The organism is Nocardia amamiensis (assembly GCF_015477605.1).
GTDB lineage: Bacteria > Actinomycetota > Actinomycetes > Mycobacteriales > Mycobacteriaceae > Nocardia > Nocardia amamiensis_A.
In genome coordinates, this window is record NZ_JADLQX010000223.1 from 1 (window position 1) to 488 (window position 488).

The window sequence follows — 488 nt, forward strand, 5'->3', positions numbered from 1 at the left end:
GCGATCGTGGGCGCCGGACCGGCCGGGATCTACGCCGCCGACGCGTTGATGAAGGCGTTGCCGGGTCGCTCCGCAGGCTCCGCTCCCAGCGATGCCGAGGTCGGTATCGACCTGTTCGAGCGCATGCCCGCGCCGTTCGGGCTGATCCGCTACGGCGTCGCGCCCGACCACCCGCGGATCAAGGGCATCATCACCGCCCTGCACAAGGTGCTGGACAAGCCCCAGGTGCGGCTGCTGGGCAACATCGACTACGGCACCGACATCACCCTCGATGACCTGCGCGCCTTCTACGACGCGGTGATCTTCTCCACCGGCGCCAACGCCGACCGCGCCCTGCCCATCCCCGGCATCGACCTCGACGGCTCCTACGGCGCCGCGGACTTCGTGTCCTGGTACGACGGCCACCCCGACGTGCCGCGCAGCTGGCCGCTGGACGCGGAGAAGGTCGCCGTCCTCGGCGTCGGCAACGTCGCCCTGGACGTGGCCCG

At 71.1% G+C, this 488-nt stretch carries 1 pseudogene; it reads left to right on the top strand.

What is annotated here, in order from left to right:
* Positions 1 to 488 (top strand): annotated as a pseudogene (locus tag IU459_RS37580) (pyridine nucleotide-disulfide oxidoreductase); the annotation flags it as partial.